The sequence below is a fragment of the Ruegeria sp. C5 genome (assembly GCF_056537605.1).
Genome location: NZ_JBQFRX010000002.1, coordinates 748,789 through 764,541, shown reverse-complemented (window position 1 = coordinate 764,541; position 15,753 = coordinate 748,789). Strand labels below are relative to the sequence as shown.

The window sequence follows — 15,753 nt, the reverse complement described above, 5'->3', positions numbered from 1 at the left end:
CACTTTTTCATGCTCTACCGCGATGCTCTGAGCAGATTATCGCGGGAAAACTTTACATGAGTCTTGCTGAGAAACTGGCGCAGGAACGGCGCGCACGACTGGCGGCCGAGCGGTTGTTGCATCTGAAACAGGCCGAGTTGTCTGCTGCCAACCGCAAATTGGGACGTCATGCTATCGCATTGACACGTCAGATCGATGAGACTCAGGCCGAGGTTGCGACGGTTCGCGATGAAAACGAAAAGGTCAAATCCGATCTGACCGTAGCCAATGCCAAGATCGAAGTGGCTGAACGCCGCCTGTGGCATTCGATCCAGACCATCCCTGACGGGTTTGCTTTTTTCGACGGCAACAACACACTGATCGGTGCCAACGCCGCTTACCTAAGCGTTTTCGATGGGCTGGAAGAGGTCGCGCCGGGGATCAGCTACACGCGTATTCTCGAAATTCTGACCCATGAAGGTATCGTGGACATCGGCGCGGAGAATATCGCGGACTGGCAGGCGCGTATGCTTGCACGCTGGGCGCAACCGCACCCCGAACCCGAGGTGATCCAGTTGTGGAACGGCCAGTATATCCGGCTGATTGATCAGCGGGGCCACGGCGGTGACGTGCTGAGCCTGGCGTTGAACATCACAGCCTCGGTCCGGCATGAGGCCGAGCTAAACGCTGCACGTGAACGGGCCGAGGCCGCAAACCGCGCCAAATCCGCCTTTCTGGCCAATATGAGCCATGAGATTCGCACGCCGATGAACGGGATCGTCGGTATGACCGAACTGCTGACCGAAACCCCGATGAACGAAGAACAAAGGCTCTATGTAAGCACAATTCGCAATTCGGGCGAGGCTTTGCTGGTCATCATCAACGATGTTCTCGACTATTCCAAGATCGAGGCCGACAAGTTGACGCTGCACCCCGAACAGTTCGATTTGGAGCGCTGTATCCTTGAGGTTGCGATGCTGTTGCAACCCAGCGTACGCGACAAGGGCCTGACCTTGCTGGTGGACTATGACCTGTTCCTGCCGACGCTTTTTGTGGGTGATCCGGGGCGGATTCGGCAGATTCTGACCAACCTTGTCGGCAATGCAGTGAAGTTTACCGCGCAGGGCCATGTCCTTATCCGGGTGACCGGTGTTCCTGACGCGACAACTGAAACCTGCGACATCCACGTGGCCATCGAGGATACGGGTATCGGAATCAAAGCCGACAAGGTCCCGCACATCTTTGGTGAATTCAATCAGGTTGAGGATGCTCAGAACCGCCAATTCGAAGGCACGGGTTTGGGGCTGGCAATCACCAAGCGGCTGATCTCGATGATGGGCGGTGCCGTCTGGGTCGAAAGTGACGCGGGCAAAGGATCTTGCTTTGGTTTTCGTATCACGCTGCCCACGGCCGAAGGTCCGCAGCCCGTTCCGCCCGATCTGGCGGGGCAGTTGGGCCAGGTTCTGGTGGTCGAGGATATGGCCGTCAACCGCGCCATTTTGACCAAGCAACTGAGCCGCCTTGGGTCTCAGGCGCTCACCTGTTCAACAGGGGCTGAAGCGCTTTCTGCAATGGACAAAACTATTGATCTGGTGCTGTGCGATCACGATCTGCCGGACATGGACGGTCTGGAACTCGCCACAACACTGCGCGACAAAGGATGGGGTGATCTGCCAATTGTGGTGATGTCGGCCAATCCGGGTGTGATTCATGCCGACCCGGCCCATCGCTTGATTGACGGCGTGTTGCAAAAGCCCATTCCTCGCGCCGAGCTGTATTCACGGCTGATGGCGCTGGGTGCTCCTGTATTCAAGTCGGATCGCAGTGACGACTGCGTCGCTGATCCCGAGACTCATGCGCAAGTTCCGCAGAATCAGAGGCTGATGCGGGTTCTGGCAGCCGAGGACAATCGAACCAATCAACTGATCCTTCAAAAGATGACCAAAGATCTGAATATCGATTTGAGATTCGTCTCCAATGGGTTGGAGGCGATCGAAACCTTCGCCAGTTTCGACCCGGACCTGATTTTCATGGATATCTCGATGCCCAAGATGGATGGGAAAGAGGCGACGGGTGAAATCCGGCGGCGCGAGATCGGAACGGATCGACATGTTCCCATAGTGGCCCTGACGGCCCATGCCATGACAGGGGATGATCAGGGCATACTGGCAGCCGGGCTTGATCATTACATGACCAAACCGTTGCACAAGAAACTGATCCACAAGATGATACTGGAACATCGTCCAGCCGATGCCCAATTGGTCGGTGCAGAAGGTGAAAGTACGGAATAGGATCGATTTATGTCAGATGAGCGCGGTTTTCGCCCCCGGGGATTGGGTGAGATTGCAATTCGCTGCGCCGATATGGCGGCAATGGTGTATTTCTATGAGAAGGTGATCGGGTTGCAGCGATTGCAAGGCGACCATAACAGCGCCATCACCTTTTTTCGGATTGCCGAAGGGTTTGGTGGACATACACAGGTGCTGGCCCTGTTTCACCAATCTGTTGGCTCTGAGCGTGGATCGGGCCAGACTGGCGCGGCAGTGCCAGTAACAGGGGGCGCCTCGGCCCTGCACCATATCGCGCTGTCGCTGCCCTTTGTCGAACAGGATGCTGTCATGCGCTGGTACGACCAGATCGACCAGCCTTATCGGGTCGAGCATTTCGGCTGGATCGGCTGGCGCGGTATCTTCACCCAAGACCCCGAAGGGAACACCGTTGAGCTTGTAGCCTACGACCCTTCACTGCTCGATCAGGCCTGATAGGGGCGAACAAACACAGGTTTGTAGTCGTCAGACAGATCTGCCCTGTATTCATAACCACCGCTGTCGAAATCCAACAGGCCAATGGGATCGGTCAGGCGGTGCTGGATGATGTAGCGTGCCATCGCACCGCGCGCTTTCTTGGCGAAGAAGCTGACGATCTTGGGGGTGCCGCCCTTGTCCTCCATGAAGACCGGGGTCACAACGGGCAGCTTCAGTGCCTTCAGGTCGACCGCGCCGAAGTATTCCTGACTGGCGCAGTTCACCAGAACCTTGCTGTCAGTTTCGGCGGCCTGCGCGTTCAGCACCTTGCTTAGCTGATCGCGCCAATATTCGTACAGGTTTTTCCCGCGTCTGGTTTTCAGTTTACTACCCATCTCAAGCCGGTAGGCCTGTATGGCATCCAGCGGGCGCAATACGCCATAAAGCCCGGACAGAATGCGCAGGTGATCCTGTGCCCAGGCCATTTCGTCGGCATCCAGCGATGCGGCTTCAAGCCCTTGATAGGTATCGCCCGCAAAAGCCAGTGCGGCAGGGCGCGTCGTCTCCGCATCGGGCGCGTCCGAGAACATACGATACCGGTCGCGGTTCAGGCGAGCCAGATCATCGCTCAGATCCATCAATTTTTTCAGATCGCCCAATGTCAGATTGCGTGCGGTCTTCGACAAGCGGATCGCGTCATCCTGAAAATCGGGTTGTGTCACTTCGACGTTTCGTTCAGCCCAATCCAGCCGCTTGGCCGGGGAAATCACTACCAGCATATCCGCCCTCGTTTCTCGCCTGCTCAGGCGTATCTAGCCCGCCTGTTGCAGCACGTCCAGAAACGCCGCGCCAAACCTTTCGTGACGACGGTCACCCAGAACCTGCTCCATCGCTCGTGGATCATCCGGGTGCAGTTGTGCCACTTTCGCCAATTGCGAGGCCGTGCAGCTTAGCGGTTTGTCGATCCCGTCGGGGCCACGCGACAATTGTGATTGAACCTCAAGCAACTGATCGTAAATGTCGCCCTGATTGCGGCCGGCAAGCTTGCGCCGCGCCGGGTGCAATTCTTCTACCGCGCCGGTCAGCACCTCAAGGAAAGTGGATCCATAGCGCTCCAGTTTCTTTGACCCGATACCGCTGATCCGCGCCATGTCATCCAGATTTGCAGGTCGGGTTTCTGCCATCTCGATTAGGGTGCGATCAGGAAAAATGACATAAGCCGGGACCCGAGCGGCCTCGGCCAGTGCGCGCCGCTTGGCCTTGAGCGCCGAGAGCAGCGGCGCGTCTTCCTCGGACACCATCGATTTGACAGCGGGTCGTCGGGTGGCTTTGCGGATGGTATCCTTGCGCAGATCGATCTGCGCCTCACCTTTCAGGATGGGTTTGGCGGTTTCTGTCATACGCAGCGCGCCGTGGCGTTCAGGGTCGGGGCGCACCAAATCATGGCCCATCATCTGCCGGAAGATCGCTTGCCATTGTGGGCGCGACCAGTCCTTGCCGATGCCGTAGGTGGACAGATTGTCGTGTCGCCGTGCGCGAATTTTATCGGTCTCGTTGGCAAGCAGAATGTCGATCAGATGACCTGCGCCGAACCATTCCTCGGTGCGTAGAATGGCGGACAGAGCCATGCGGACGGGCGTTGTGCCGTCGAAGACTTCAGGCGGGTTGTCGCAGAGATCGCACTTGCCGCAGGGTTCAGTCTGTTCCCCAAAATACCCCAGCAAGCTCTGGCGGCGGCATTTCAGTGCTTCGGCCAATCCCAGCAGCGCGTTAAGACGCGCATGATCCGCCATGCGCCGTTCAGGTGGGGCCAGCCCTTCGTCGATCTGTGAGCGTCGTAGTCGGATATCGTCAGGCCCGAACAAGGTCAGGGTCTCGGCTGGTCCACCATCGCGCCCGGCGCGACCGATTTCTTGATAATAGGCCTCGATCGATTTCGGCAAATCCGCATGGGCGACCCAGCGGATGTCCGGCTTGTCGATACCCATGCCAAAGGCGACCGTAGCGACGACAATCAGCCCGTCCTCGCGCGCAAACCGAGCTTCCACGATGCGGCGATCCTCGGCGTCCATCCCGCCGTGATAGTGGCAGGCCGTGTGACCTTCGGCGCGCAGGGCTTGCGCCAGCACCTCGGTCTTGTTGCGGGTCCCGCAATAGACGATGCCGGATTGGGTTTTGCGCGCGGCAGCGAAATCGAGGATCTGTTTGCGCGGTCCATCCTTGGCGGCAAAAGCCAGATGGATATTGGGCCTGTCGAACCCCCGCAGGAACTTGCGCGGCTCAACACCGTCGAACAGTTTTTCGACGATCTCGTCCTGCGTTTCCGCATCCGCTGTCGCGGTGAACGCGGCGAGGGGCACATTCAAAGCGCGCCGCAGCTCTCCGATCCGCAGATAATCAGGGCGGAAATCGTGGCCCCATTGGCTGACACAATGGGCCTCATCCACCGCGATCAGATTGACGTTAATCCTGCGCAGCATCCCCAGCGCCGACCCGGCGGCCAGACGCTCGGGCGCCATATACAGAAGCTTGAGCCGCCCAGCCTCTAATGCGTCCCATACCGCATCAGTTTCTTCGGGGGTGTTGCCCGAGGTGAGCGCGCCCGCCTCGACACCGGCTTCCTGCAGCCCACGCACCTGATCGCGCATCAAGGCGATCAGCGGAGAGATCACAACAGTCACGCCGTCTCGCAGCAACGCAGGTAACTGAAAACATAAGGACTTGCCCCCACCAGTGGGCATGATCGCCAGCACGTTTTCACCTGCGGTCACGGCGTCGACGATCTCTTCCTGACCGGGGCGGAAGTCGTCGAATCCGAAAACGTCTCGCAACAAGGGTGCGGAGTCGAACATGCGACGGAGGGTCCTGTTTTATGGTTTATCTGCTCTTAAGACAGGACCATCACATACTAAGATTCGGTGAACAAGAGGTCAGTAGAAATAGACCGCGTTGTTGATCAGAATGATCCGCAACGCATAGACCCCGATCAGCACCACCAGAGGGGTCAGATCCAGACCGCCCATGGCGGGTAGAATGCGGCGAATGGGGCCGTAGATCGGCTCTAACAAACGGTTCAGTCCGTACCAGATTTGCGCCACCAGTTGCTGGTGCAGGTTCAGCACCTGGAAGTTGATCAGCCAGCTCATGATCACATGGGCAAGGATGATGAACCAGACAATGTCCAGGATCAGCAGAAGGATTTGGATCAGCGACAGCATGGGCACTCCGTTCGTCAATTGTCCTGAGACCTAAGCGTCACAGCCGCAAAGAGCAAGTGCGCCCCAACAGAACGCTTGCGAATTGACCCAAAGCCCCGTCTTATGATCGCAACAATAATAATATGGGGCAGAGATGGCGGAGATTTCCAAGCGTAAGCGCATCTGGGGCTGGTGGTTTTTCGACTGGGCCAGCCAGCCGTTCCATACATTGCTGGTGACCTTTGTCTTTGGCCCCTATTTCGCCGGGGTGGCGGCTCAATACTATGCGAATACCGGATTAGACACCGATGCTGCGGCGGCGCAGGCGCAGACCGTCTGGGCGAATTGCCTGACCATAACTGGGCTGATCATCGCGTTCGGAGCGCCCCTGTTGGGCGCGATGGCGGATGTTTCGGGTCGGCGCATCCCGTGGATTCTCGGGTTTTCGGTGATGTACGCGGTGGGGTCTGCCGCGTTGTGGTATACGATGCCCGATGGCTCGAACATGTGGTTGATGCTATCGGCTTTTGGTCTGGGCTTTGTGGGCGCAGAATATGCACTGATCTTCATCAACTCTCAGCTGCCCGATCTGGGTGACGATAGAGAAGTGGGCGAGATTTCAGGTTCGGGCTTCGCCTTCGGCTATTTCGGAGGCCTGCTGTCGCTGGCCATCATGCTGGCGCTGTTTGTTGAACAGCCCAACGGCAAGACCTTGATTGGTGTGGATCCGTTGTTCGGGCTGGATGCGGCAACGCGTGAAGGGACGCGGTTTGTCGGCCCCTTCACCGCTGGATGGTTCGTGTTGTTCATGGTGCCGTATTTCCTGTGGGTTCGGGATGATCCTGAGACCAACAAACAGGGTAGCGTGGGTGAGGCGCTGCGCTTGCTGGGCAAGTCCGTGGCGGCTTTGCGTCACCGGGTCAGTCTGGCGACCTATCTGGGGTCGTCGATGTTCTATCGCGACGCGTTGAACGGGCTATACAGTTTCGGAGGCGTCTACGCGCGGTTGGTGCTTGAATGGGACCTGATAAAAATCGGCGTATTTGGAATCGTCAGCGTTCTGGCCTCGGCCATCTTTGCGTGGATCGGGGGCAAGATGGATCGCAAGTACGGCCCTAAACCGGTGATATTGGTTGCGATTTGGGTTCTGATCTTTGTCTGCGTAACGGTTGTGTCGATGGATCGAACACAGATCTACGGAATTTCATTACCCGTAGGCTCGGGCCTGCCGGACATGGCGTTCTTCGGGTGCGGAGTTCTGATCGGCGGCATGGGAGGTATTCTGCAATCCGCCAGCCGTTCAATGATGGTACGCCATACTGATCCCGCCACCCCGGTCGAGAGTTTTGGGCTGTACGGGCTTTCGGGTCGGGCGACCGCCTTTGCAGCGCCGCTATTGATCGGAATAGCAACAGCAGCAACCGGTAGTGCAAGACTGGGGGTGTCACCGATCATTCTGTTGTTTATTCTGGGCCTAGTCCTGATGCGCTGGGTGAAACCGGAAGGGGATCAGAGCAGATGATTTTACTACGTTTTTTGGCCGTTCTGGCCGCAATAGAACTGGCAGGCACGGCCACGGCACAGCCCTTGGCCAAACAGTTATTCGGAGCCCAGAAGGTTGGGTCGCAGCAAAAATCTGCCGCATTCGGCAGTTATTCGCGCGGGTGCGCCGCCGGGGCGGTGCAACTCCCTGAAACCGGGCCAACTTGGCAAGCCATGCGCCTGTCGCGCAATCGCAATTGGGGGCATCCTCAGGCGATCGACTATGTGCAGGATCTCAGCCGGTTTGCCGCGAAACAACCGGGGTGGAATGGTCTCTATATCGGGGATATCAGCCAACCGCGGGGGGGGCCGATGACCTCGGGCCATCGTTCGCATCAGTTGGGTTTGGATATCGATATCTGGATGCTGCCGGGCGATAACATGCGCCTAAGCCGCAAAGCACGCGAGAATATCTCGTCTATATCCTTGCGCCGCGCGAACGGCGCGTATGTAAACGGCAACTGGACCAAGCAGCACCATGCGGTATTGCGCGAAGCCGCTAAGGACAAGCGCGTTGCCCGGATCTTCGTATTCCCGGGTGCAAAGGTGCAGATGTGCAATAACGAGAAGGGCAACAAAGCATATCTGCGCAAGATCCGGCCATGGTGGGGACATCACTATCATTTCCACGTGCGGTTGAAATGCCCGAAAGGATCGAAAGGCTGTGTAAATCAGGACCCGCCACCCAAGGGTGATGGTTGCGCCGAGGCGCAGCAATGGGTGCGCAATATTCTGAACCCACCGCCACCTGATCCAAATGCGCCAGCACCGAAAAAGCGTCGTGAGTTTCGCCTGGCTGATCTACCCCAGCAATGTACCGCCGTTCTGCAATCCAACTGATCACGGCGCTTCTGCTGGCAGGGACTGTTCAGGCGATGGAGCTTAAGCAGGCTTCGCTGCTGGACAGCTATGTCTGGCGCGACACCGCCAACTGGTTCGGTGGATTTTCGGCGATTCATATCTCCGAAAACGGGCGGAACATGGTCGCTATCAGTGACCGGTCAACACTGATCACCGCGCGGATTGAACGAGATCAAGATACGATCAGAAACATCCAAATCCTTGACCAGTGGCCGATTCTGTCCAGCAAAGGCCGTATCTTGAAGGGGAGGGCAGGGGATTCCGAAGGGCTCGCCGTTGCTGCAGATGGCAGCGTTTACGTCTCGTTCGAAGGCGTTCACCGAGTCGTGCATTACACTGCCCCCGACGCCAATGGACGGGTTCTGCCGCGCCCGCGAGAGTTCCTGAATATGGACCTCAACGGCTCATTTGAAGCGCTGGCGATAGATGGTCGCGGGCGGTTGTATACGCTGACCGAAAAGACCCGCACTGTTCGAGGCGATATACCGGTCTATCGCTGGGATGGCGCACGCTGGTCAGCGCCTTTTGTGTTGCCGCCCCGTGGAAAGTTCCTACCGGTTGCAGCGGATTTCGGGCCCGACGGGAGGCTCTATGTGTTAGAGCGTGCGGTGGCTTTCATCGGCTTCCGCTCACGCCTGCGACGCTGGGTGATCTCTGGCGACGTGCCCAAGGCCGAAGAAACGCTGTTTGAAACCGCTACCGGGGCCCATGACAATCTGGAGGGTCTTTCGGTCTGGCGCGATCAGAACGGGCGGTTGCGCGCAACCATGGTTTCGGACGACAATTTTCGTTCCTTGCAACGTACCGAGTTGGTGGAATACTTGCTGCCTGATTGACAGGCCGCATACAAAGGTCTAAACGCACGGCCTGCCTCGGGATGAGCCTGGGGCCAAGTCGCCGCTACCTTGTCAAAACGGGCATCTGAAAATGCAACGCTCTTATATTCCCGGCATCCTTGCCATGGCCTCGATCGTCGTGGCCTCAAACATCCTGGTCCAGTTCCTGATCCTTGATGGCCTATTGACCTGGGGTGCCTTCACCTATCCGTTGGCCTTTCTGGTCACCGACATCATGAACCGCGTCTATGGCGTGGGTCCGGCCCGCAAGGTCGTATTCGCCGGTTTTGTCACCGGTATCATCTGCTCGCTGATCGGCAGCCAGATCATGCTGCAGGGTGACGGGTTTATCTATGCAGCCGTACCGCTGCGCATTGCTGTGGCTTCGGGCACCGCCTTCCTGATTGCGCAATTGACCGACGTCACTGTGTTCAACTCACTGCGTGGTGGCCGCTGGTGGCGCGCGCCGCTGGTGTCGACACTGGTTGGCTCGGCGCTGGACACCGCGATCTTCTTTACCCTGGCGTTCTCGGCCTCGGTTACCGTCTTTGGTGCCAATGCAGATGCAGCGATCAACTGGGCGTGGGAGCCTGTGCCCTTCATGCTGTCCGGCCCGATGGCCCCACTCTGGGTAACGCTGGCCTTCGCCGACTGGCTGGTGAAACTGTCGCTGGCGCTAATCGCCCTGATTCCGTTCAAGGTGATTGTTGCCCGTTTGACCGCCGCGCAGCCTGCATAAAAAAGTGCTTTGAGATTGGCGCATCTTGTGTCAGGCTCAAAGTTAACCGCAACAGATAGAAAAGGAGGTGATCCAGTGTCGAGAAAGAGATTGGAGAGAGGTGTTGGAACAACCGGGGGGATCGCCTGTTAAGGCAGCCCTTGGCGGAGCGCTCGCTCCGGCTGGTCGATTGATCTAACCGACCCAACCTCCTGAGCTTTCGAAGGGCCGTCCCGCCGGGGCGGCCCTTTTTGTTTTCAACTGCGCCCTGTAAGGTCCGATCCATGTTGCGCATCACCGACGATATCGCCCTGCAAGACTGGGAAATGACCGAAAGCTTCGTGCGGTCCTCTGGTCCGGGTGGGCAGAACGTCAACAAGGTCTCCACCGCCGTTGAGCTGCGGTTCGAGGCCGCGCGCTCACCTTCCTTGCCTGATCCGGTCAAGACACGTCTGAAACGGCTGGCCGGACGTCGCTGGACCAAGGACGGCGCCATCATCATTCAATGTGAAGAAACACGCTCTCAGGCCCGCAACCGCGACATCGCGCGCGCCCGGTTGGCTGAACTGATCACGCGGGCTTTGGTCAATCCCAAGCGCAGGATCGCGACCAAACCCACTTATGGTTCGGTCAAGCGAAGGCTTGCTGCTAAGAAAGCCCGCGCGGATGTCAAAGCCCTGCGAGGCAAAGTGTCCGAAGATTGATCTGGCAGTTTCGCTGCACGTTGCTACTCTGCCGGTGCAAGACGCAGGGGAGGTAAAGCCATGAGGCTTGAGGGAAAAACCGCCATCGTAACCGGCGGCGCATCCGGGTTCGGCGCTGGGATTGCGCAAAAATTCCTGACCGAAGGCGCCCGCGTGATGATCGCAGATATCAATGGCGAAGCGGCTTCCGACATGGCGTCTGCGGTCGGCACGAATGCCATCGCACAGCACGTTGACGTCTCGGATGCGGCATCGGTTCAGGCAATGGCAAATGCGGTGTCGGAAGAATTCGGAAAGCTTGATATTCTGGTGAATAATGCGGGCGTGACGCACCTGCCGGCCCCACTTGAGGACGTCGATGACGATGAATTCGACCGCGTCTTCGCCGTGAACATGAAATCCGTTTACCTGACCGCGCGCGCCTTTGTTCCGCAGATGAAGACACGTGGCGCGGGGGCGATCCTGAACGTGGCCTCAACAGCAGGCCTGTCGCCGCGGCCCAATCTGAACTGGTACAACGCCTCCAAAGGCTGGATGATCACCGCGACCAAGACGATGGCCGTCGAACTTGCCCCCTCGGGCCTGCGCGTCAACGCGATCTGCCCGGTGGCGGGTGAAACCCCGCTGCTGAAATCCTTCATGGGTGAAGACACCCCGGAAATCCGCGCCAAATTCCTGTCGACGATCCCGCTTGGTCGCTTCTCAACCCCCGAAGATATGGCAAACGCCGCCTGTTTCCTCTGCTCGGACGAGGCCAGCATGATCACCGGCACAGCCCTGGAAGTGGACGGAGGCCGATGCATCTGATCCGCCCTTCATCTGGCCATAAATATCTCCGCCGGAGGCAGCGCGCGCCAGCGCGATTTCCGGCCCAGTGTGCGAGACGAAAATGAACCCCGGACCCAGAAACCTGATCACTGATGTCGCTGGCCTCAAGGTTGGCAATGCGCACGATGATACGCTTAAATCAGGCACAACTGTCCTGACGGCGGACAACCCGTTCACAGCTTCGGTTCATGTGATGGGCGGCGCCCCCGGCACGCGTGAGACCGACCTTCTGGCGGTCGACAAAACTGTTGATCGGGTCGACGCGATTGCTTTGTCCGGCGGCTCGGCCTTTGGACTGGATGCGTGCTCGGGCGTTTCAGACGCATTGCGCGCTCAGGGGCGCGGATTTCAGGTCGGTTCGGCCGTCGTGCCCATCGTGCCGGGCGCGATTCTGTTCGATCTACTCAATGGTGGAGATAAGAACTGGACCGAAAATCCTTATCGCGATCTAGGGAAGTCTGCGTATCTGACCGCCTCACCAGAATTTGAACTGGGCTCGGTGGGGGCTGGTACCGGCGCATTGGCCGCGATGCACAAGGGTGGCTTAGGCTCGGCTTCGTTAAAGCTTGAGGGTGGCGTAACCGTCGGCGCGCTGGTTGCGGCCAATCCGCTTGGCAGCGTAACCACACCGGGTGATCGGCATTTTTGGGCTGCGCCGTTTGAGATCGATGACGAGTTCGGTGGATTGGGGCCAGATCCGACCTCGGGCCTCGGTTCTTCTCTTGTCAGCCGTAAGGCGCAGATGATGCATTCTGCTCCGCCAGATCGCGCAAACACCACGATTGCTATAGTTGCAACTGATGCAGCGCTGACCAAACCGCAATGCCAGCGTCTGGCGGTAGCAGCCCATGACGGCATCGCCCGCGCCATCGTGCCTGCGCACACGCCTGGCGATGGGGATCTGGTATTCGGTCTCAGCACCTGCGCGCGCACGGTTGGCCCCGAGGCGATGGCGATGATCGGCCATGCGGCCTCGATCTGTCTTGCGCGCGCGATTGCACGGGCTATCTATCTGGCTTCCCCCCGCGCTGGCGACCTGCTGCCCTGCTGGTCGCAGTTACATGACTTCGGTTAAGTACGACACCGATCGCCTGTGACACAGTGCCGTCGCGCGGCAATCTGCGCGTTGACTCTCTGCTGTGCCAGCGATCCATTCGGTGCAGCCAATTCATATCGGAGCAAAAGCTATGAATCGTATCCTTGCCACCGCAATTGCCGGTCTGCTGGCCCTTCCTGTCTATGCAGAAGGTGATGCCGAAGCGGGTAAGAAGACCTTCAATAAATGTAAATCCTGTCACATGATTGCTGACCCTGCGGGTGAAGTTATCGTTAAGGGCGGTAAGACGGGTCCGAACCTGTACGGAATCGCAGGCCGCACCGCCGGCACTGAAGAAGGCTTCAGATACGGCGATAGCATCGTGGCCGCGGGCGAAAATGGTCTGGTCTGGGATGAAGAGACTTTCGTGGCCTACGCCCAAGACCCCAAAGCATTCTTGAAAGACTATTTGGGGGAAACCTCGGCCAAGTCGAAAATGACCTTCAAGCTGAAGAAGGGCGCCGAAGACGTTTACGCCTATATCGTGAGCGTTTCGGGAGAGTAACTCCGCCAACAGGTTTACAGACGAACTTCGAAATGCCGCAGCCCCTGCGGCCTTTCGTGCGATTGATTGACATTGTAATCAGCGCCACTTTGGGGAAAACCGGTAAGGCCATGTGCACCGGAGATCGCCAACAGGAGACGACAGATGGGAATCTTGATCCCGGCTTGGGTTGAGGGCGAACTGACACCCGTCGACAAGCTGGAGGCGCATGAAAAGGGGCTGCGACACAAGGCTGTGTCCGTGTTTGCCGTGCGCGGGACCGAGATATTGCTGCAACGCCGGGCGATGGGCAAATACCACACGCCGGGTCTATGGGCGAATACCTGTTGTACGCATCCGGATTGGGACGAAAGCGCTTCGCATTGTGCCGTCCGGCGCCTGCGCGAGGAATTGGGCATCACCGGACTTTACCCCGAATACCGGCATCGATTGGAGTATCACGCCGATGTCGGCAACGGAATGGTCGAGAACGAGGTGGTCGATGTCTTTCTGGCCCATGTGCGTGGGGCCCTAAAAATCGAGCCTAACCCGGAAGAAGTGATGGATATCCGCTGGGTCGATTACCACGATCTGCTGGCCGAGGTGAAACGGCATCCCGACCGTTTTACCCCGTGGCTCAAGATTTATCTGCACAATCACGCTGACACGATATTTGGACCTGACCTGATAATCTCGGCCAATTCGTAACCCTGCCTTGCAAGGCGGACGCAAGCGGCCTAAATCAACGCGTCATGGCCAAGCAGAAGCAGAATACTGACCCGAATTACAAAGTGATCGCCGAAAACCGGCGTGCGCGCTTCGATTATGCGATCGAAGACGATCTCGAATGCGGTATTGTCCTGGAAGGGTCCGAGGTCAAATCCCTGCGTGCCGGTGGGTCGAACATTGCTGAAAGCTATGCGTCCGTCGATGATGGAGAGCTATGGCTGATCAACAGCTATATCGCGCCCTATGAGCAGGCCAAGGTCTTCAAACATGAAGAACGCCGCCGCCGTAAACTGCTGGTGTCACGCAAGGAACTGTCGAACCTGTGGAACGCGACCCAACGCAAAGGCATGACGCTGGTGCCGCTGGTACTTTACTTTAATCACAAGGGTCGGGCGAAGCTGAAGATCGGCATCGCCAAAGGTAAAAAGCTGCACGACAAGCGCGAAACGCAGGCCAAGCGCGACTGGTCACGGCAGAAACAGCGCTTGATGAAGGACCACAGTTAGAACGCCATGGCCGCCTGAACCGCGCGTTGCCAGCGTGCATAGGCCGCGTCTCGGTCAGCTACGGGTTTTGCAGGCTCAAACCGCCGATCCAGATCCCAGGTTTCGGCGAATCCGGCCTGATCCGGGTAGACACCCGCTTTCATGCCCGCCAGCCATGCGGCACCAAGCGCGGTGGTTTCCTGCATCACCGGGCGGTCGACCGGGGCGCCCAGAATGTCGGAAAGCCCCTGCATGGCCCAGTCCGAGGCGCTCATTCCGCCGTCGACGCGCAGGATCACGTCAGTCTCTGCGCCCCAATCGCCCTGCATGGCGTGCCACAGGTCGCGGGTCTGGAACGCGATGCTTTCCAGCGTGGCGCGCGTGATTTCGGCGCGGCCTGAATTGCGAGTCAGGCCAAAGATTGCGCCCCGGCAATCGGGTTTCCAATAAGGCGCGCCCAGCCCAGTAAAGGCAGGGACGAGAACAACGTGCTGGTTTGGATCAGCTTTGGCGGCCAGTTCACCGCTTTGCGGTGCGGTTTCGATGATTTGCAACGCATCGCGCAGCCATTGCACCGCCGCACCGGCAATGAAAATCGAGCCTTCAAGCGCATAGGTTTTCTGCCCGTCCAACTGATAGGCAATTGTCGTTAGCAGCCGGTTTTTCGATTCAACTGGCTGCGTACCGGTGTTGAGTAGTGCGAAACAGCCCGTGCCATAGGTGGATTTCATCATGCCCGGCTGGAAACAGGCCTGTCCGATGGTGGCAGCTTGCTGATCCCCCGCCACGCCGAGAATTGGAATATTACCGTTAAACAGGGAGGTCGATCCGAAGTCTGCGGCGCAATCGCGCACGTCGGGCAACAAAGCTTGGGGGATGTCCAGCAAGTCGCAGATCTCGGTACTCCATTCCCCTTTGTGAATATCGAATAGCAATGTGCGGGCCGCATTGGTGGCGTCGGTGGCGTGCACGCGCCCTTCTGTCAGTCGCCAGATCAGGAAGGTATCGATTGTGCCGAACAGCAGCTCTCCGGCGGCAGCACGGTCGCGTGCGCCGGGGACGGTATCAAGCAACCATTTGACCTTGGTGCCTGAAAAATAAGGATCTAGCAGCAGACCGGTCTGGGCAGTTACGTCATCCTCGCATCCCGCTTTGCGAAGACGCTCGCAAATCTCAGCGGTGCGACGGTCCTGCCAGACGATTGCGTTGTGAATGGGGGCCCCGGTGGCGCGATCCCAGATGACAGTGGTTTCGCGTTGGTTGGTAATCCCGATGCCAGCGATCTGTGCCGCGGATACACCTGTCCTTTGCATCACTTCACGGCAAACCGTCAGAACGCTGTCCCATATCTCCTCGGCATCATGCTCAACCCAGCCTTCCTGTGGGAAATGCTGTGTAAACTCGTGCTGCGCAGTGCCGACGCGCTGCATTTGCGCGTCGAACAGGATTGCACGAGACGATGTGGTGCCCTGATCGATTGCCAGTATATAGGTCATTCCTGCGCCCCTCCCGCTTTGGTTTTGCAGGACTTTAGCGCAAACACAACCAAA

At 58.2% G+C, this 15,753-nt stretch carries 16 protein-coding genes; 12 read left to right on the top strand and 4 right to left on the bottom strand.

Annotated features, from left to right (window positions below; genetic code table 11):
- The first annotated feature begins 56 nt into the window (after positions 1-56).
- Both ACR0AW_RS11440 and ACR0AW_RS11435 read left to right on the top strand, forming a co-directional pair.
- Positions 57-2,270 (top strand): response regulator, encoded by a 2,214-nt coding sequence (locus tag ACR0AW_RS11440; RefSeq protein ID WP_480439070.1) that lies wholly within the window; start codon positions 57-59, stop codon positions 2,268-2,270.
- 9 nt (positions 2,271-2,279) lie between these two features.
- Positions 2,280-2,741 (top strand): VOC family protein, encoded by a 462-nt coding sequence (locus ACR0AW_RS11435; protein WP_170733948.1) that lies wholly within the window; start codon positions 2,280-2,282, stop codon positions 2,739-2,741.
- Here ACR0AW_RS11435 and yaaA read toward each other — a convergent pair.
- From yaaA to ACR0AW_RS11420, 3 genes are all read right to left on the bottom strand, one after another.
- Positions 2,732-3,502, bottom strand: coding sequence for a peroxide stress protein YaaA (gene yaaA, locus ACR0AW_RS11430; protein ID WP_170426033.1), 771 nt, complete (start codon positions 3,500-3,502; stop codon positions 2,732-2,734). The genes ACR0AW_RS11435 and yaaA overlap by 10 nt on opposite strands.
- A gap of 33 nt (positions 3,503-3,535) precedes the next feature.
- On the bottom strand, positions 3,536-5,575 hold the full coding sequence (gene recQ, locus ACR0AW_RS11425) for a DNA helicase RecQ (protein WP_170733947.1): 2,040 nt from the start codon (positions 5,573-5,575) through the stop codon (positions 3,536-3,538).
- A 78-nt stretch (positions 5,576-5,653) separates the two neighbouring features.
- A complete protein-coding gene (locus ACR0AW_RS11420; RefSeq protein ID WP_170394943.1) occupies positions 5,654-5,941 on the bottom strand; it encodes a YggT family protein in 288 nt (95 codons plus the stop codon).
- Positions 5,942-6,074: 133 nt separating this feature from the next.
- On the opposite strand from ACR0AW_RS11420, the gene ACR0AW_RS11415 reads away from it, so the two are divergent.
- The 10 genes from ACR0AW_RS11415 (at position 6,075) to smpB (ending at position 14,224) form a co-directional block, all read left to right on the top strand.
- Positions 6,075-7,442 (top strand): MFS transporter, encoded by a 1,368-nt coding sequence (locus tag ACR0AW_RS11415; RefSeq protein WP_170733946.1) that lies wholly within the window; start codon positions 6,075-6,077, stop codon positions 7,440-7,442.
- A complete protein-coding gene (mepA, locus tag ACR0AW_RS11410; protein WP_170733945.1) occupies positions 7,439-8,302 on the top strand; it encodes a penicillin-insensitive murein endopeptidase in 864 nt (287 codons plus the stop codon). The genes ACR0AW_RS11415 and mepA overlap by 4 nt, the downstream gene beginning before the upstream one ends.
- On the top strand, positions 8,275-9,159 hold the full coding sequence (locus ACR0AW_RS11405; RefSeq protein ID WP_170733944.1) for an esterase-like activity of phytase family protein: 885 nt from the start codon (positions 8,275-8,277) through the stop codon (positions 9,157-9,159). The genes mepA and ACR0AW_RS11405 overlap by 28 nt, the downstream gene beginning before the upstream one ends.
- A gap of 91 nt (positions 9,160-9,250) precedes the next feature.
- Positions 9,251-9,898 carry a queuosine precursor transporter gene (locus ACR0AW_RS11400; RefSeq protein ID WP_170733943.1) on the top strand — a complete coding sequence of 216 codons (648 nt, stop codon included), beginning with the start codon at positions 9,251-9,253 and terminating at the stop codon, positions 9,896-9,898.
- A 263-nt stretch (positions 9,899-10,161) separates the two neighbouring features.
- Positions 10,162-10,581: an alternative ribosome rescue aminoacyl-tRNA hydrolase ArfB gene (arfB, locus tag ACR0AW_RS11395; RefSeq protein WP_170394928.1), complete on the top strand. Its 420-nt coding sequence runs from the start codon at positions 10,162-10,164 to the stop codon at positions 10,579-10,581.
- 60 nt (positions 10,582-10,641) lie between these two features.
- Positions 10,642-11,388 carry an SDR family oxidoreductase gene (locus ACR0AW_RS11390; protein ID WP_170733942.1) on the top strand — a complete coding sequence of 249 codons (747 nt, stop codon included), beginning with the start codon at positions 10,642-10,644 and terminating at the stop codon, positions 11,386-11,388.
- 82 nt (positions 11,389-11,470) lie between these two features.
- Complete coding sequence (locus ACR0AW_RS11385; protein ID WP_170733941.1) at positions 11,471-12,484, top strand: P1 family peptidase; 1,014 nt, start codon at positions 11,471-11,473, stop codon at positions 12,482-12,484.
- A 112-nt stretch (positions 12,485-12,596) separates the two neighbouring features.
- The gene (locus ACR0AW_RS11380) at positions 12,597-13,010 is read left to right on the top strand and encodes a c-type cytochrome (RefSeq protein ID WP_170394920.1); all 414 of its coding nucleotides are present in this window, start codon (positions 12,597-12,599) and stop codon (positions 13,008-13,010) included.
- A gap of 144 nt (positions 13,011-13,154) precedes the next feature.
- Entirely contained in the window at positions 13,155-13,697 is a 543-nt protein-coding gene (gene idi, locus ACR0AW_RS11375; protein ID WP_170394917.1) for an isopentenyl-diphosphate Delta-isomerase, read from the top strand.
- Between the two features lie 44 nt (positions 13,698-13,741).
- Positions 13,742-14,224, top strand: coding sequence for an SsrA-binding protein SmpB (gene smpB / locus ACR0AW_RS11370; protein ID WP_170394914.1), 483 nt, complete (start codon positions 13,742-13,744; stop codon positions 14,222-14,224).
- On the opposite strand, the gene glpK is transcribed toward smpB, so the two are convergent.
- On the bottom strand, positions 14,221-15,699 hold the full coding sequence (gene glpK, locus ACR0AW_RS11365) for a glycerol kinase GlpK (RefSeq protein WP_170514141.1): 1,479 nt from the start codon (positions 15,697-15,699) through the stop codon (positions 14,221-14,223). The genes smpB and glpK overlap by 4 nt on opposite strands.
- Positions 15,700-15,753 lie beyond the last annotated feature (54 nt).